Here is a 16,267-nt window from a genome sequence, read left to right as displayed (position 1 = left end):
CAAGATTTGGAGAACCTTACCCATGGTACACTACAGCTTAACGCCGCGCGTCAAAGTGCTGGCAGACCGTTTACGCTCACAGGCAAGCAGCCTGTGCACCGAGCACGCCGCGATCCTCAGCGCGCTGGATAGCGATATCGCAGGCATTCCCGCCGCCGTCAAACCGGCTCGCCGTTTCTATGAACTGATGCGCCAGCTGCCGCTGACCATTAGCGCCGACGAACTGATCGTCGGTAACCAGACCCGTAAACCGCACGGGGCGATTTTCCATGATGAAAGCGCCGCGCATCGGCCATCCGTATTCCAGTTCCTCAACCTCAACAGCGATCTCGATTCACCGGACTACAACCTGGTCGTCGAAAAAGGCGTGCTGGCGATTAAGCACCAGTTAGAAGAGAAAACCCGCGCCCTCGGTAGCGCCGTTAGCCGCAGCGGGATGGATGAAGTCAACGGCTGCCGCGCCGCCATCTACGCCTGCGACGCCCTGCTCGCGCTGGCGCAAAATCTGGCCAACAGCGCCGAGCAGCTGGCAGCCGCAGAAACCAATACTTATCGCAAAGCCGAGCTGCTCGATAGCGCGGCCATTCTGCACCACGTTCCGGCCCATCCGGCGCGTAATTTCAAAGAAGCCTGCCAGGCGTTCTATCTGTTCCAGCTGGCGCTACAGCTGGATAACGGCAGCTATGCGGTTAACCCGCAAGGGGCGGATAAAGCGCTGCTGCCTTACTTCCAGCGCGATATCAACAGCGGCGCGCTGAATAACCAGCAGGCCTATGAAATCGTGGAGTGCCTGTGGTTCAAGCTGGCGGAACTGAGCGAAGTCCGCGCCGCCTGCGCCATTGACGGCTATCCGATGCTCGACGCCATGCTGCACGGCGCCTCTTTTGACAACGCCGAAGCGAACGAACTCTCGGCGATGTTTATCAGCGCCCAGCGCAACCTCAGCGCGCTGAATCTGCCGGTGCGTCTGTTTAGCGGCGCACAACAGGTCAGCCACGCGCCGTTCGCGGCCTGCGCCGACACGCCGGCGATAGAAGGCTTAACCCCGCGTATGCAGCGCCTGCGTAACCACTACCTGACGGTACGCCCGAGCGTCTCTATCTATCGCGCGCTGGCCTTTACCGAAGTGGTCAAAGCCAACCCTGGCATGCCGACCATTTTGCTGCGCGCCAAAGCTTTCCGCCACGCCTGTGAAACCGCGCCGATTCTGATTCAGGACGATGAGCTGATCGTCGGCCATCCGTGCGGCAAGCCGCGCGCGGGCGCCTTCTCGCCGGATATCGCCTGGCGCTGGGTACGCGATGAGCTCGACACCATGAGCACCCGCCCGCAGGATCCGTTTGAAATCAGCGAAGCGGATAAAAAAACCATTCGCGAAGAGATCGTCCCGTTCTGGGAAGGGCGTTCGCTGGATGAGATTTGCGAAGCGCAATACCGTGAGGCCGGCGTCTGGGCCTTCAGCGGCGAGACCTTCGTCAGCGATCTCTCCTATCACCAGATTAACGGCGGCGGCGATACCTGTCCGGGCTACGACGTGCTGCTGTTCACTAAAGGGATGAACGGCATTAAAGCCGATGCCGAGGCGCATCTGGCCAGCCTGAGCATGGAAAACCCGGAAGATATCGACCGTATCTACTACTACAAAGCGGCGATTGAAACCTGTGAAGGGGTGGTCAACTACGCCCGCCGCATCGCCGCCCACGCCCGCGAACTGGCGGCTAAAGAGCAAAACGCCCAGCGCCGCGCCGAGCTATTGACCATCGCCGAAGTGAACGAAAACGTGCCGGCCAATCCGCCGAAGACCTTGCAGGAAGCGCTGCAGAGCATCTGGACCGTCGAATCGCTGTTTGAAATCGAAGAGAACCAGACCGGGCTGTCACTGGGGCGCGTCGACCAGTACTGCTACCCGATGTTCGAAGCCGATATCCGCGAAGGCCGTCTGACCCACGACAGCGCGCTGGAGCTGCTGCAGGCGTTCATCATCAAATGTGCCGAACTGATGTGGATGTCGAGCGAGCTGGGAGCGAAATATTTCGCAGGTTATCAGCCGTTTATCAACCTCACCGTTGGCGGCCAGAAACGTAGCGGCGGCGATGCCTGTAACGATCTGACCTACCTGATTATGGACGCGGTGCGCTTCGTGAAGGTTTACCAGCCGTCGCTGGCCTGCCGTATCCACAACCAGTCGCCGCAGAAATACATGGAAAAAATCGTCGACGTGGTGAAAGCGGGAATGGGCTTCCCGGCCTGCCACTTCGATGACTCCCACATCAAGATGATGCTGCGCAAAGGCTTCGATTTTGAAGACGCCCGCGATTACTGCCTGATGGGCTGCGTTGAGCCGCAGAAATCCGGGCGCATCTATCAGTGGACCTCCACCGGCTACACCCAGTGGCCTATCGCGATTGAATTCGTGCTCAACCGCGGGCGGATGGTGCTGTTCGATAGCTATCAGGGGCTGGATACCGGCGACCTGCGCGACCTGCGCACTTTCGACGAATTCGACGCGGCGGTAAAACTGCAGATCGCCCATATCGTGCGCCTGTCGGCCATCGGCACCGTCATTAGCCAGCGCGTCCATCGCGATGTGGCGCCGAAGCCGCTGATGTCGCTACTGGTCGAAGGCTGCATGGAGAGCGGCAAAGATGTCGCCGCCGGCGGCGCGATGGTCAACCACGGTCCGGGGCTGATTTTCTCCGGTCTGGCGACCTACGTCGACTCGATGGCGGCGATCCGCAAGCTGGTGTTCGAAGAGAAGAAATACACCCTTGAGCAGATCCGCGATGCGCTGCTTGCCAACTTTGAAGGTTACGAAGCGCTGCGCCGCGACTGCCTGAACGCGCCGAAATACGGTAACGACGATAACTACGTCGACCAGTACGCGCTGGATATTACCGAATGGACCGAGAAAGAGTGCCGTAAATACAAAATGCTCTACTCGACCCTCAGCCACGGCACCCTGTCTATCTCCAACAACACGCCAATCGGCGAGCTGACCAACGCCACGCCGAACGGCCGCCTGGCGTGGATGCCGCTCTCCGACGGCATCAGCCCTACCCAGGGCGCGGATAAACAAGGCCCGACGGCGATTATCAAGTCGGTCAGCAAGATGAACGTGGAAACCATGAACATCGGCATGGTGCACAACTTCAAGTTCCTCAAAGGGCTGCTGGATACCCCGGAAGGCCGCCATGGCTTGATTACCCTGCTGCGTACCGCCTCGATTCTCGGCAACGGCCAGATGCAGTTCAGCTACGTCGATAACGAAGTGCTGAAGAAGGCGCAGCAGGAGCCGGAGAAATACCGCGACCTGATCGTTCGCGTCGCCGGCTACAGCGCCTACTTCGTTGAGCTGTGCAAAGAGGTCCAGGACGAGATCATCAGCCGTACGGTGATCGAGAAGTTCTAGTTCTCTTAATGGGAATTATTTGAGCTGTATTTGAGAAATAACCGGAAGTTCTCCGTCCCGTAACGGGACGGAGCGGGAGGCAAGCGTGATCGCAAAACAAGAATTAACGGGCCGAATTTTCAATATCCAGAAATATTCGATCTATGACGGCGATGGCATTCGCACGCTGGTGTTTTTTAAGGGCTGCAACATTCGCTGCCCGTGGTGCGCCAACCCGGAAGGGCTGAGCAGTCAGTTCCAGGTGATGTTCTCGCACGACAAATGCATTAACTGCGGCGACTGCGTCAGCGTCTGTCCGGCAGGTATTCATTATCGGGCGGAAGAAAACGGCGAAATGAAGCACTTCGTCGACCGCAATAAAGACTGCATTGGCTGTCGCAAATGCGAAGAGATTTGCACCCAGAACGCGCTGGACATTATGGGCAAGGACGTCACCGTTAGCGAGCTGATGGAGATCATCATGCAGGACTACGACTTCTACATCTCCTCCGGCGGCGGTGTCACCATCGGCGGCGGCGAGATGAGCCTGCAGACCGATTTTGCCGTCGCCTTATTCAGCGAATGCAAAAAGATGATGATTAACACCGCCGTCGAAACCCAGGGCACCACCCCGCTTGCCAACTACCAGAAGCTGGCGCCGGTCACCGACACTTTCTTGTTCGACATAAAGCAGATTAACAGCGAACACCACAAGGCGATGCTCGGCATCGGCAACGAAGGGATCCGCCGCAATCTCGAATGGCTGGTGGATTCCGGCGCCAACGTCATTGTGCGTATGCCGCTCATTCGCGGCTACAACGACTCATTCGACGCCATTACCGGCGCCATTGATTACGTACAGAAGCTGGCGAAGCGTGGAAATATCCGCCGCATCGACATGCTGCCGTACCACCAGTTGGGACGCAAAAAGTACGAACGCCTGGATATGCCCTACCCAATTACCCAGGACCCGTCTTATTCACCGGACGAACTGGACCGGCTGGAAACCTTCTTCCAGCAATTTGATTTTGATATTCGCTTAGTCCGCCATTAACAGGAGCCGACCATGAAAAGTTTAGGCGTAATTGAAACGCGAGGATGGGTCGCCGCCATTCAGGCCGTCGACGCCGCCTGTAAAGCCGCGGGAGTGACCTGCATTGGCTATCGCAAACCAGGCTCCGGGCTGGTGAGCGTCTGCTTTGAAGGGGAGATCAGCGCCATCCACACCGCCATTGAACGCGGCGTGGCGGTGGCTGGCGCCGAGCACACCGTGAGGTCGTTGGTGATCGCCCGCCCGGAGCGCTGCGTGGTTGAAGCGTTAAGCAACCTCAAAGGCAACCCGCCGCGCGAGCAAAAAACGGCCGAACCGGTGGTTATCCCCGCCCCGGAACCTATCGCCCCCCCTGCCGCCCCGAACGAAACGGAAGATAAACATCCGGCGCTGAAGAAAGGGAAGAAGTCATGATCGACACCCTGGTTCGCGAAAAAATCGCCGCCCGCCTGAGCGCAACGGCGCCGGCGATCCCGGTGGGGATCTCCAACCGCCACGTCCATCTCGCGCAACAGGACGTCGAGGCGTTGTTCGGTAAAGGTTACAGCCTGACGCCATTTAAACCGCTGCGCCAGCCGGGGCAGTTCGCCGCCCAAGAGTGCGTGACCGTTGTCGGGCCGAAGGGCTCGCTGACCAACGTCCGTGTCCTCGGGCCGACCCGCCCGGTTTCGCAACTGGAAGTGTCGCGCGCCGACTGCTTCACGCTCGGGATTAAGGCGCCAGTTCGTGAGTCCGGCCAGCTGGAGAATGCCGGTAGCGCGCTGCTGATTGGGCCCGCAGGCCACGTTGAACTCCATTCGCAGGTGATCTGCGCCTGGCGGCATATTCATATGTCGCCGCAGGACGCACGCCGACTCAACGTTAGCAATGGCCAGAAGGTCAGCGTGCGCAGCAACGGCGAGCGCCAGCTGACTTTCGATGAAGTGGTGGTGCGGGTGCGCGATGACTTCGCGCTGGAGTTTCACATTGACACCGAAGAAGCCAATGCCGCCGGGTTGAAAAACGGCGCGCAGGTGACGCTCATCGGCTAACGGAGGCTCGCCATGACCGACGAACAGATTGAAGGTTTAGTTGCGCGTGTTTTGCAGCGCCTGCGCCCGCCGGTACTGGTGATGGTGACCGCCGCTGATGGCTATCGCGCGGCTATCCGCCAACGCCTGGCGGGAAGCGGCTATCCGCTACGCCTCGCGCTGGAGGATGGCCTCGCTGACGCCGCCGCGTGGCGGGAGGTCGGCGAGATAATTCCCTCTTCGGCCTGGCAGGATGCCCTTCCGTCAGCGCCGTGGCGGGCGGTACTGCTGCCGTTTCTCGATTATCCGCTGGCTGCTGACCTGCTGAACGGCACGCTCAGCAGCCCGCTCGCCCGCTGCGCGCATGAGGCGCTGCTGAAGGGTATTCCCGTGCTGGCGCTGCGCTATCACTGCGATCCGCTCAGCGAACTCAACCAACTGTGCGGCGCTCAGGCCGACAGCGCCTATGCCGGGCATCTGCAAGCCACGCTGGCTCGTCTGGAAGCCTGCGGCGTCTTCCTCGGCACCATGAATGAGCTGCTGGCGACGCTGGACGCGCCCACCGCGCCAGCCGCCGCCAGCAGCGAACCGCGCCGTTATCTCACCGTCACAGACGTGGTGAATAATCCGGCGCTGGCGGCGGCTCCGCACGCGCAGCTGACCGATGCGGCCATTGATTATTTAAAAAACAGAAAGATATGACCTTACCCAACTATGAACCTGGAGCTTAACGATGTCTTCGAAAACAAAATGCTGGTTATGGATGCTGCTGGTTATCCTCTCCGAAACCTCAGCAACCTCGACGTTAAAAATGTTCGGTAGCAGCGAAGGCAGCACAAAAATGCTGCTGCTCGGCCTGCTGATTGTCCTTTACTGCACCTGCTATTACTCGCTCTCAAGGGCGGTGAAAGATATCCCGGTAGGCCTGGCGTACGCCACCTGGTCCGGTACCGGCATCCTGGTGGTCTCGACGCTGGGAATGGCCTTCTACGGCCAGCACCCGGATACCGCCGCCATCATCGGCATGGCGGTCATCGCCAGCGGCATCGTTATCATGAACCTGTTCTCGAAAATGGGTTCTGAAGAGAGCGAAGAAGCCGCGCCCACCGCGCCAATCGCGTCTATGGATAAGAAAATCGCCAACTAACAGGAAAGGAATACCCTATGTTTAATCTCGGATTTTTATGGCTGGCGCTGTCTATCGGCTCCGAAATCACTGGCACCTCGATGATCAAAAAAACCAACGGCTTCAGCAAGCTGGCGCCTTCAGTGCTGGTGGTCTGCGCCTACGGCCTGTGCTACTTCGCCCTCACCCGCGCGATGAGCACCATTCCGGTGGGCGTAGCCTACTCGCTATGGTGCGGCTTCGGTATCGTCGGCGTCACCATCTGCTCCATGATCCTCTATAAGCAGAAACCGGACCTGGCGGCCATTATCGCCATGGCGCTGATTATCTCCGGCGGCGTGATCATGAACGTCTTCTCGACCATGTAATACAAGGCGGGTTTACCCCGCCGTGATTTCGTGGCAGGATAAAAAGATGAACAGAAACGTTATCGTTACCTACCCCCGTCGTTGGTGGCTGCCTGCATAACAGGCGGCACGATACACGTTTCCATTTTCAAAGCCGCCGGAAGGCGGCTTTGTTATTTTCAGGACGTCTTTCGGCTGAACAGTCTGATAAGGAGTCCTTGATGAACCATCCACAAACCATTCTCACCGGCGACCGCCCGACCGGCCAACTACATCTTGGCCACTACATCGGCTCGCTGCGCCAGCGCGTCGCGCTGCAACACGACCACCAGCAGTTTATCCTGATCGCCGACCTGCAAGGGCTCACCGATAACGGCAGCAACCCGCAAAAAATCAGCCACCATATCCTCGAAGTCATGGCCGATTATCTGGCCGTCGGCATCGACCCCAGGCTCACCACTATTTGCCTGCAGTCCGCTCTGCCCGCGCTGGCTGAGCTCAGCGCGCTGTATATGAATATCGTCACCGTCGCTCGCGTGGAACGTAATCCGACGGTAAAAAATGAGATTGCCCAGAAGGGATTCGCCCGCTCGCTGCCGGTTGGCTTTCTCGCCTATCCGATTAGCCAGGCCGCCGATATCACCGCCTTCAAGGCCGAGCTGGTGCCGGTGGGCGACGATCAGCTACCGATGATTGAGCAGACCAACGAAATCGTCCACAAAATGAATAGCCTCACCGGCGAACCGGTGCTGCGCCACTGCAAAGCGCTACTCAGCGAAGTGAGCCGCCTGCCGGGCGTCGACGGTAATGCCAAAATGTCGAAATCGCTGGGCAATACGCTGACGTTATCGGCCAGTGAAGAGGAGATTCACCGCGCGGTCAGCGCGATGTATACCGACCCGACACACCTGAGAGTCTGCGATCCGGGGCATGTCGACGGCAACGTAGTGTTCACCTATCTCGACGCTTTCCATAGCGATAAGGCGCTGGTTGCTGAGATGAAAGCCCACTATCAACGCGGCGGGCTGGGCGATCGCCAGTGTAAGAATGAACTGGAAACCTGCTTGCAGGAGCTACTGGCGCCGATCCGTGAACGCCGGGCCACTTACAGTCAGGATAAAGGAATGCTACTGGAATTGTTGCGCCAGGGCAGCGAACGCGCCCACCAGCTCACGCAGCGGACGCTGCATGAAGTGAAGCGCGGGCTGGGGCTGCCGGTACTGTTCTGAGCTTCAGAGCCCTGCCCCGGTCGCGCTACGTTTACCGGGGCTCGTTTTACACCCTGCCTTTATGCATCTTCACGCAGTTGCGCCCCTCGCGTTTGGCGGCGTACAGCGCATTATCGGCATCGCGCAATAGCAGGTTGTAATCGGGATGGCCGGAGTGCACGGCATAGCCAATGCTGGCGGTGATCGGGATCTGCGTATCGCCGCCAACGTTAAACGCCAGTTGGCTAATTTTCTTCCGCAGGCGGTCGAGGATGGTAAACGCTTCTGACACGCCGGTCTCCACCAGCACCAGCAGAAACTCTTCCCCGCCGTAGCGGAAGATATAGTCGCTGGAACGGATATTATCGCTGAGCAGTTCCGCGACATGTTTAATCGCCCGGTCGCCGACCATATGGCCCCAGTTATCGTTAATGCCTTTGAAATGATCGATGTCGACGATCGCCACCGTCATCGGCAACTCATGCTCCATCGCCAGCGTCACTTCATGCTTCAGCACCACCGGCAAATAGCGGCGGTTAAGCAGGCTGGTTAACGCATCTTTGCCATTTTGCATCTGCGACAGGCTGCTAAAAATTACGCCCAGTTGGCTGCCTATTTGCTGGCAATGAATATGGATCCCCTGAATCAGGTTTTGTGTATTTTTATAATCCATGGCAGAGGCGGATGCCCGCCATCCTATTAATAAGTCGTCGACCTGCGAAATTAATGCGGCGATTTCGTCCATCTGGCTATTTTTGTTAAAATAGCGCACGCACTTATGGCGGAACCATAGGCCAAATTCCGACTCAGATAATAACGTAGCGTTAGTATGTGCTTTATTTTCGCTAACAATATTAAAAATCGCCGTATTTTCCCAACCGGAAAGCGCCGCCTGCTGTTTGCCATATTCCATCGGGACATTGTCCATCAAACTATACAGGCGATAAGCCTCTTCGTTTTTGGTCGCCCGATAGTGCGATAAGGTATAGGCGTGGCACATCATCTCAACGGCCATATTAATCGCCATAATAGCGTAATAAATGGCATCGACGGCAATCTGGCGGTCGCTAACGTGGCCGCGGATATACTCGATAAGCCCGGCCTTAATCTGCCGGGCGCCGCGCAGAACCGCCTCCGCCGGGATGCCGATCCGCGCGTGGATGCTGCCAATCTGATATTGCCGTTCCGCCAACGCCGGCAACTGCGCTTTATCGCTGGTCAGGATCTCCTTCACCCATAGCGCCAGCGAGCGGCTCAGACGCTCCTGAACTAAATCATAAGTCAGGTGGCGGGCAATATCCGGATCCTGAAAAATAAAATCATAAAACCGGGCCGCTAACGCTTCCGATTGCTCCTCTGCGATATTTTTAAGTACCTCCTTAACGGCTGGCGTCAGGCTGTCATACAGAGGTAGCCACTCCTTAAAAATAACAGAGATATATTTTTTGCTTTCATCGTTCATGAATAAAGCGCTCGCCGGGCGTTAGTCTATTTCGGGGTTGCCGATCATACATGAGTTGCCGCAGGTCAACCAGACGAAGAAAATCATAGGGATAGCGTAGTTCTCAGCCATTACAGTGAGGGGCTCGCAATTCCATAGTTTATATATGGACTTTGGCGCAACCGATGTTAGTATCCAGATTATAAATATGCGTGTTTCATTTAAGGCCAGGATTGCTGATGATGACCACTCTAAAAGCACATCTTCCCCACCGGTTGGCAACGTAACAGGATTTTGCGCCGGACGGCCTTATCTCCTCTTTTTTTATCGTCCCGCCGGGCGAAATAGCGAAACGCGCACCACTCAGCAATATGGAACAGAGCGAGTCGCGTATGGACAAGAACAAACGACGTTGGACCGGGTATATCGTAGTTGCAGCGGTAATCATCGCCGCAGCATGGTGGATGTTGCGCCCGGCCGGGTTACCGCCGGGCTTCGCCGCCAGTAATGGCCGCATCGAGGCGACGGAAGTCGATATCGCCACCAAAATTGCCGGGCGTATCGAGACGATTCTGGTCAAAGAGGGGCAGTTCGTCCATAAAGGCGATGTGCTGGCGCGGATGGATACGCGGGTACTTAACGAGCAGCGCCTCGAAGCCGCCGCGCAAATCAAAGAAGCGCAAAGCGCGGTTGCCGCCGCCAACGCGTTACTCGACCAGCGGCAGAGCGAAATGCGCGCCACCGAAGCGGTGGTGAAGCAACGCCAGGCGGAGCTAGACTCCACCGCTAAACGCCACGTCCGTTCCAGCACCCTTTCACAGCGTGGCGCCGTCTCCGCTCAGCAGCTGGATGACGATCGCGCGGCCGCTGAAAGCGCCCGCGCGGCGCTGGAATCGGCGAAAGCGCAGGTCTCTGCCGCCCGCGCCGCCATTGAAGCCGCCCGTACCAGCATCATTCAGGCCAAAACCCGCGTTGAAGCCGCCGAAGCCACCGAGCGGCGGATCCTCGCCGATATCGACGATAGCCAGCTGAAAGCGCCGCGCGACGGCCGCATCCAGTATCGCGTTGCTGAACCAGGCGAAGTGCTGGCCGCCGGGGGGCGGGTATTGAACATGGTCGACCTGGCTGACGTCTATATGACCTTCTTCCTGCCAACGGAACAGGCGGGTCTCCTGGCGCTCGGCAGTGAAGCGCGCTTGATCCTGGATGCCGCGCCAGAGCTAGTGATCCCGGCAAATATCAGCTTTGTCGCCAGCGTCGCGCAATTCACGCCGAAAACGGTAGAAACCAGCGACGAGCGGCTCAAGCTGATGTTCCGCGTCAAGGCGCGCATTCCGCCAGAACTACTGGAGCAGCATCTGGAATATGTCAAAACCGGCCTGCCTGGGATGGCCTGGGTACGACTGGATAAGCAGAAAAGCTGGCCTGAAGCGCTGACGGTGAGGTTGCCGCAATGAAACTGACGCCGCAGGATACTTCGCCCCCCGTCGCCCTGCTGGAAAACGTTGGCCAGAAGTTTGGCGCTACCATCGCGTTGCGCGATATCAACCTGGCGATTCCGGCGCGGCGCATGGTTGGCCTGATTGGCCCGGATGGGGTCGGCAAATCAAGCCTGCTCTCGCTTATCGCCGGGGCGCGGGCCATCGAGCAGGGTAACGTGATGGTGCTCGGCGGCGATATGCGCGACGTTCGTCACCGCCAGCAGGTATGTCCGAAAATCGCCTGGATGCCGCAGGGCCTGGGGAAAAACCTCTACCATACGCTATCGGTCTATGAAAACGTCGACTTCTTCGCCCGCCTGTTTGGTCACGATAAAGCCGAGCGTGAACTTCGTATCAACGAACTGCTGCAGAGCACCGGGTTGGCGCCGTTTCGCGATCGCCCCGCCGGTAAACTCTCCGGTGGAATGAAACAAAAGCTCGGCCTGTGCTGTGCTCTTATCCACGACCCGCAGCTACTCATCCTTGATGAACCCACTACCGGCGTCGACCCGCTCTCCCGCGCGCAGTTCTGGGATCTGATCGACAGCATCCGCCAGCGCCAGCCGGAAATGAGCGTGCTGGTCGCCACCGCCTACATGGAAGAGGCCGAGCGCTTCGACTGGCTGGTGGCGATGAATGCCGGCGAAATACTGGCGACCGGTAGCGCGGCGGCGCTCAAAAAACAGACCGGCAGCCAGACACTGGAACAGGCATTTATCGCCCTGCTGCCGGAAGCGCAGCGCCTGGCGCATAAAGACGTGGTCATCCCGCCGCGCGACAGCAGTGAGGAAGAGATTGCCATTGAAGCGCGCGGCCTGACCATGCGCTTCGGCAACTTTGTCGCCGTCGACCACGTTAACTTTCGTATCGCCCGTGGCGAAATTTTTGGCTTCCTCGGCTCTAACGGCTGCGGCAAATCCACCACCATGAAGATGCTAACCGGCCTGTTGCCCGCCAGCGAAGGCGAGGCCTGGCTGTTTGGCCAACCGGTCGATCCGAAAGATATCGCCACCCGACAGCGAGTGGGTTATATGTCGCAGGCCTTCTCGCTCTATAGCGAACTGAGCGTACGGCAAAACCTGGAGCTGCACGCCCGCTTGTTTCACATTCCGGACCATGAAATAGCTGGCCGGGTCGCAGAAATGAGCAAACGCTTTATGCTGACCGAGGTTGAAGACGCGCTTCCCGCTGACTTACCGCTGGGGATCCGCCAGCGTCTGTCATTAGCGGTAGCGGTAATCCATCGCCCGGAGATGCTGATCCTGGATGAACCCACCTCCGGCGTTGACCCGGTGGCACGCGACATGTTCTGGCAGTTGATGGTCGACCTGGCGCGGCAGGATCGCGTCACCATCTTCATTTCTACCCACTTTATGAATGAGGCGGAACGCTGCGATCGCATCTCGCTGATGCACGCCGGCAAGGTGCTGGCCAGCGATACGCCGCAGGCGCTGGTTGAGCAACGTGGCTCCGCCAGCCTCGAAGAGGCGTTTATCGCCTGGCTGCAGGAAGCGGCGGATGCCGCGCAACCGACCGTTTCTGTCTCTACAACGCCCGCGCCGCCTGCTGTCGCATCACACCAGAAGAATGCGTCCCCACGCCAGTCATTCAGCCTGCGTCGCCTGTTTAGCTATAGCCGCCGCGAAGCGCTGGAATTGCGCCGCGATCCGGTGCGATCAACGCTGGCGCTGCTGGGGACGGTGATCCTGATGTTTATCATGGGGTATGGGATCAGCATGGATGTCGAAGATCTGCGCTTTGCCGTCCTCGACCGCGATCAAACGATCAGCAGCCAGAACTGGTCGCAGAATATCGCGGGCTCACGCTACTTTATCGAGCAGGCGCCACTGCAGAGTTATGACGAATTGGATCGTCGAATGCGTAACGGCGAGCTGGCGGTGGCAATAGAAATCCCGCCAAACTTTGGCCGCGATATCGCTCGCGGTACGCCGGTGCAGATTGGTGTGTGGGTGGACGGCGCAATGCCGAATCGCGCGGAAACGGTGCGCGGATACGTGCAGGCGATGCATCTGGCCTGGCTGCAGGAGATGGCCGGGCGGCAAAGTAGCCCGAATCGTGAGACCTCGCTCATTTCCATCGAGACCCGCTATCGCTATAACCCGGACGTGAAAAGCCTGCCGGCCATCGTCCCGGCGGTGATCCCGCTGCTGCTGATGATGATCCCGGCGATGCTCAGCGCGCTGAGCGTAGTGCGTGAAAAAGAGCTCGGTTCGATCATCAACCTGTACGTGACGCCGACCACCCGCAGCGAATTCTTGCTCGGCAAACAGTTGCCTTACATCGTGTTAGGCATGTTTAACTTCTTTCTACTGTGCGCTTTATCGGTCTTCGTATTTGGCGTCGCGCATAAGGGGAGTTTCCTGACCCTCTCCCTGGCGGCGCTGCTGTATGTCACCATCGCCACCGGGCTGGGTTTGCTGATTTCGACTTTTATGAAGAGCCAAATCGCCGCTATTTTCGGTACCGCGATTATTACGCTAATTCCGGCCACCCAATTCTCCGGGATGATCGATCCGGTGGCATCTCTGGAAGGGCCAGGTCGCTGGATCGGGCAAATCTACCCGACCAGCCATTTCCTGACCATCGCCCGCGGCACCTTCTCCAAGGCGCTGAATATTAGCGATTTGTGGGTTTCGTTCATTCCACTATGGATTGCGGTGCCGCTGGTGCTCGGGCTGAGCGTGTTGCTGTTGAAGAAACAGGAGGGATGATGCGCGGATTACGCAATATCTATAACCTCGGCATCAAAGAGCTGCGCAGCCTGCTCGGCGATAAAGCGATGCTGGCGCTGATCGTGTTTGCTTTTACCGTATCGGTTTACTCCTCGGCCACGGTAATGCCCGGCTCACTGCACCTGGCGCCTATCGCCATTGCCGATATGGATAAATCACAGCTCTCATCGCGGATCATTAACGGCTTTTATCGGCCGTGGTTTTTAACGCCGGAGTTGATCAGCGCCGATGAAATGGATGCCGGGCTGGATGCGGGACGATACACATTCGCCATCAATATTCCGCCAAACTTCCAGCGCGATGTGCTGGCCGGTCGCCAGCCGGAAGTGCAGGTCAACGTCGACGCCACGCGAATGAGCCAGGCCTTTACCGGCAACGGCTATATCCAGAATATAATCAGCGGTGAAGTGAACAGCTTTGTCGCCCGCTATCGCGACAACAGTGCGCTGCCTGTAGAGCTGGCGGTGAGGATGCGCTTTAACCCTAACCTTGAGCAAGAGCGCTTCGGCGCGGTGATGGCGATTATTAACAACATCACCATGCTGGCAATTGTCCTCACCGGCTCGGCGCTTATCCGCGAGCGAGAGCACGGCACCATTGAGCACCTGCTGGTGATGCCGGTAACGCCGTTTGAGATAATGATGGCAAAAATCTGGTCGATGGGGCTAGTGGTACTGGTTGTCTCCGTGCTGTCGCTAGTGCTGATGGTGCAGGGAATTTTGCAGGTACCGATTGAGGGGTCGATTCCGCTGTTTATGCTGGGAGTTGCGCTCAGCCTGTTCGCCACCACCTCCATTGGCATTTTTATGGGCACGCTCGCCCGTTCTATGCCGCAACTGGGGCTACTAATGATCCTGGTGCTGCTGCCGCTGCAGATGCTCTCCGGCGGATCCACGCCACGGGAGAGTATGCCGCAGCTGGTTCAGGACATTATGTTGACCATGCCGACCACCCATTTCGTCAGCCTCGCGCAGGCGATACTTTACCGTGGCGCCAGCTTTGCCATCGTCTGGCCGCAGTTTTTAATCTTGTTCGCTATCGGCAGCGCTTTCTTTACCATTGCGCTGCTGCGTTTTCGCAAGACAATTGGTGAGATGGCATAAAACCTGGAGCTGGCGCTGCGCCGATGGCTTATTTTTGACGATTCATAAAGCGGCGCAGACCCCAGGTGAAGGCCATCGCCATACTGAAAAGAATGAATAACAGCACAATCCAGCTGATAGAAATGCGCAGCAACGTGCCGGGCGTCATAAATGGCTGAAGATAAACGGTGAAAGAGTGGGCAGGCGATTTCCCCAGCAGTTGATAGGCGCTATCGGTAAGCCACACGCCAACCCGGCAGAACAGCCAGATAATCGCCGGCCAGCAGAGCAGAACCAGAAAGGTAAAGCGCTCCTGAATGTAAGTAACGATCTGGCGCAACGGCGGCCAGTTAAGCAGGATTTTCATTTATATTCTCATATTGCCAGCCGATGACCTGCAACATTCATCGCAAGGCACTTCGGGCAGCATCCATACAGGCAATCTACCCTATTTGTATATCAAATTTACCGTCACTTAAACCAGATCAAGTTAACAAAGTGTTAATGATGTCTCTCATTAACGCCAAAAGAGTGGATAACACCTGTCGATCGTGGAAATAAGTGGGGAGAGAAGTATTAAGCGGTGGGAATAAATTTTCAAGTCTACAAGTGGCTGATTTTTATAGCTGATAGCAGCGCGCCATTATTTCGCCGCTGGGCAATATAATGGCGCGGAAATATAAGTGGGTGATTAATCGTAGCTGCTGATAATTATTTTCCTGTTCGCATCATTCGGTAAATTCACCGTTTGGGTAACCACCCCATGAGAAGGGACTGCCATATTTTGCGTGTTAATGAGGTAAGTATTTTGCCCACAACGCTGTTGAGCTTTTTCGTTAATGATATTGGTGCTGCAGGTAGGTGTCGCCACACGCCCGGAGATCGTTAATGTAGCGGTATCAGCAGCGAATGCAGGCAAGCTCAATCCATAAGCTAATGTCAGAATCCCAATTAGCGGTTTTTTCATTGAATTTATAACCAGTTAACAGGATGAGAAATAAGCGATTTGCTTTCTATTTTTCTCCCTCAGGAGAGGTGATGCGTTGATGTCATCACGCAGGAAAGATAATCCATATAATCAATAAGGACAATTATACTGAGAGCTATTAGTGCGATAGGTATTACTGATGTTAACGAACCAGGCGGCCGGGTCGGGTATTTTCCCGGAGGCGGTGCTGCGCACCTTTTCCGGGCTACGGTTTTTGTAGCCCCGGTAAGCGCAGCGCCACCGGGGAGATGGCGGCGCGTCCGGCCGCAAAACACAAAAACAAAAGGCCCAGTCTTCCGACTGAGCCTTTCGTTTTATTTGATGCCTGGCAGTTCCCTACTCTCACATGGGGAGACCCCACACTACCATCGGCGCTACGGCGTTTCACTTCT

At 57.2% G+C, this 16,267-nt stretch carries 14 protein-coding genes; 11 read left to right on the top strand and 3 right to left on the bottom strand.

Going from position 1 to position 16,267, the window contains the following annotated elements; translation table 11 throughout:
* Nucleotides 1-22: 22 nt before the first annotated feature.
* From cutC to trpS, 8 genes are all read left to right on the top strand, one after another.
* The gene (cutC, locus tag PGR29_RS19060) at nucleotides 23-3,409 is read left to right on the top strand and encodes a choline trimethylamine-lyase (protein WP_316425117.1); all 3,387 of its coding nucleotides are present in this window, start codon (nucleotides 23-25) and stop codon (nucleotides 3,407-3,409) included.
* 85 nt (nucleotides 3,410-3,494) lie between these two features.
* A complete protein-coding gene (gene cutD / locus PGR29_RS19055; protein WP_045395444.1) occupies nucleotides 3,495-4,442 on the top strand; it encodes a choline TMA-lyase-activating enzyme in 948 nt (315 codons plus the stop codon).
* A 12-nt stretch (nucleotides 4,443-4,454) separates the two neighbouring features.
* On the top strand, nucleotides 4,455-4,853 hold the full coding sequence (locus PGR29_RS19050) for a BMC domain-containing protein (RefSeq protein WP_316425116.1): 399 nt from the start codon (nucleotides 4,455-4,457) through the stop codon (nucleotides 4,851-4,853).
* A complete protein-coding gene (locus PGR29_RS19045) occupies nucleotides 4,850-5,470 on the top strand; it encodes a phosphate propanoyltransferase (protein WP_015368476.1) in 621 nt (206 codons plus the stop codon). Before PGR29_RS19050 ends, PGR29_RS19045 begins: the two co-directional genes overlap by 4 nt.
* A gap of 12 nt (nucleotides 5,471-5,482) precedes the next feature.
* Nucleotides 5,483-6,151 (top strand): hypothetical protein, encoded by a 669-nt coding sequence (locus tag PGR29_RS19040; RefSeq protein ID WP_316425115.1) that lies wholly within the window; start codon nucleotides 5,483-5,485, stop codon nucleotides 6,149-6,151.
* 31 nt (nucleotides 6,152-6,182) lie between these two features.
* Nucleotides 6,183-6,596 (top strand): DMT family transporter, encoded by a 414-nt coding sequence (locus PGR29_RS19035; RefSeq protein WP_316425114.1) that lies wholly within the window; start codon nucleotides 6,183-6,185, stop codon nucleotides 6,594-6,596.
* A gap of 17 nt (nucleotides 6,597-6,613) precedes the next feature.
* Complete coding sequence (locus tag PGR29_RS19030; RefSeq protein ID WP_004204123.1) at nucleotides 6,614-6,943, top strand: DMT family transporter; 330 nt, start codon at nucleotides 6,614-6,616, stop codon at nucleotides 6,941-6,943.
* Between the two features lie 200 nt (nucleotides 6,944-7,143).
* Nucleotides 7,144-8,151 carry a tryptophan--tRNA ligase gene (gene trpS / locus PGR29_RS19025; RefSeq protein WP_316425113.1) on the top strand — a complete coding sequence of 336 codons (1,008 nt, stop codon included), beginning with the start codon at nucleotides 7,144-7,146 and terminating at the stop codon, nucleotides 8,149-8,151.
* A gap of 46 nt (nucleotides 8,152-8,197) precedes the next feature.
* Here trpS and PGR29_RS19020 read toward each other — a convergent pair whose 3' ends face one another.
* On the bottom strand, nucleotides 8,198-9,592 hold the full coding sequence (locus tag PGR29_RS19020; RefSeq protein ID WP_113374513.1) for a diguanylate cyclase: 1,395 nt from the start codon (nucleotides 9,590-9,592) through the stop codon (nucleotides 8,198-8,200).
* 371 nt (nucleotides 9,593-9,963) lie between these two features.
* On the opposite strand from PGR29_RS19020, the gene PGR29_RS19015 reads away from it, so the two are divergent.
* The 3 genes from PGR29_RS19015 to PGR29_RS19005 are packed head-to-tail and all read left to right on the top strand — an operon-like array spanning nucleotide 9,964 to nucleotide 14,908.
* Nucleotides 9,964-11,028, top strand: coding sequence for an HlyD family secretion protein (locus PGR29_RS19015; RefSeq protein WP_113374576.1), 1,065 nt, complete (start codon nucleotides 9,964-9,966; stop codon nucleotides 11,026-11,028).
* Nucleotides 11,025-13,784 carry a ribosome-associated ATPase/putative transporter RbbA gene (rbbA, locus tag PGR29_RS19010; protein ID WP_316425112.1) on the top strand — a complete coding sequence of 920 codons (2,760 nt, stop codon included), beginning with the start codon at nucleotides 11,025-11,027 and terminating at the stop codon, nucleotides 13,782-13,784. The genes PGR29_RS19015 and rbbA overlap by 4 nt, the downstream gene beginning before the upstream one ends.
* Nucleotides 13,784-14,908, top strand: coding sequence for an ABC transporter permease (locus PGR29_RS19005; protein WP_316425111.1), 1,125 nt, complete (start codon nucleotides 13,784-13,786; stop codon nucleotides 14,906-14,908). The genes rbbA and PGR29_RS19005 overlap by 1 nt, the downstream gene beginning before the upstream one ends.
* 28 nt (nucleotides 14,909-14,936) lie before the next feature.
* Here PGR29_RS19005 and PGR29_RS19000 read toward each other — a convergent pair whose 3' ends face one another.
* Nucleotides 14,937-15,254 (bottom strand): hypothetical protein, encoded by a 318-nt coding sequence (locus PGR29_RS19000; RefSeq protein WP_020079735.1) that lies wholly within the window; start codon nucleotides 15,252-15,254, stop codon nucleotides 14,937-14,939.
* Nucleotides 15,255-15,578: 324 nt separating this feature from the next.
* Nucleotides 15,579-15,854: a DUF2574 family protein gene (locus tag PGR29_RS18995; RefSeq protein ID WP_020079736.1), complete on the bottom strand. Its 276-nt coding sequence runs from the start codon at nucleotides 15,852-15,854 to the stop codon at nucleotides 15,579-15,581.
* Nucleotides 15,855-16,267: the final 413 nt, after the last annotated feature.

Source organism: Klebsiella sp. 141203, from assembly GCF_032601985.1.
In the GTDB taxonomy this organism is placed as follows: domain Bacteria; phylum Pseudomonadota; class Gammaproteobacteria; order Enterobacterales; family Enterobacteriaceae; genus Klebsiella; species Klebsiella aerogenes.
This window is presented reverse-complemented; position numbering and strand designations above follow the sequence as displayed.